Genomic DNA, 568 nt, shown 5'->3' with positions numbered 1-568 from the left:
GGGTGGGGCCGTTGGGGTGTGGTTTGGGGTTGGGTTGGAGGCGGCCTTGGGTGTCTTTGGTGAATTCGAGGTAGTAGGCGTCTTGGATGTGCGGGAAGGTTTGGGGGAGGGTTTGTTGCCATTGGGTGGTGGGGCGGACGCGTGGTGTGCGTTGTTCTCCTGGGGTGGTGGGTGGTTCGGGTGTGTTGGTGTCGAAGATGAGGCCTTCGGAGGTGGCGAGGAAGCTGTGGGCTGTGGTGCCGTCGTCGATGACGAAGGTGATGGCTTCGGTGTTGTTGTCGGGGTTTTGGAGGGTGTCGAGGAGTTCGAGGATGTGGGTGAGGGGGTTGGTTGTGGTGGTTGTGGTGAATCCGGCGTGGAGGCTGTTTTCGAGTTCTTGCCAGGTTTGGGCGTTGTGGTGGGGGATGTCGGCATCGTCGTAGCCGATGGCCCAAGCGGCGCGCACGGTTTGGACGAGGCATTTGCGGAGGTGCTCGGGCACCTCGGTGGTGTCGAGCGGGTTGTTGTCGATGTGGTCGACCGGCAAGGGCGGTGGGGGTGTATCGCCGTGCACGGTGTTGGGGATCCA

The 568-nt window shown here is 62.3% G+C and carries 1 protein-coding gene; it reads right to left on the bottom strand.

Annotated features, from left to right (window positions below; genetic code table 11):
* Positions 1 to 568, bottom strand: a 568-nt coding sequence (locus NP3_RS49605; protein WP_169814703.1) for a hypothetical protein, incomplete at both ends; no start/stop codon positions are given.

Source organism: Nocardia pseudovaccinii NBRC 100343 (assembly GCF_001613225.1).
Taxonomy (GTDB): domain Bacteria; phylum Actinomycetota; class Actinomycetes; order Mycobacteriales; family Mycobacteriaceae; genus Nocardia; species Nocardia pseudovaccinii.
The sequence above is the reverse complement of the archived record's forward strand: the minus strand, read 5'-3'. Positions and strand labels throughout refer to the sequence as shown.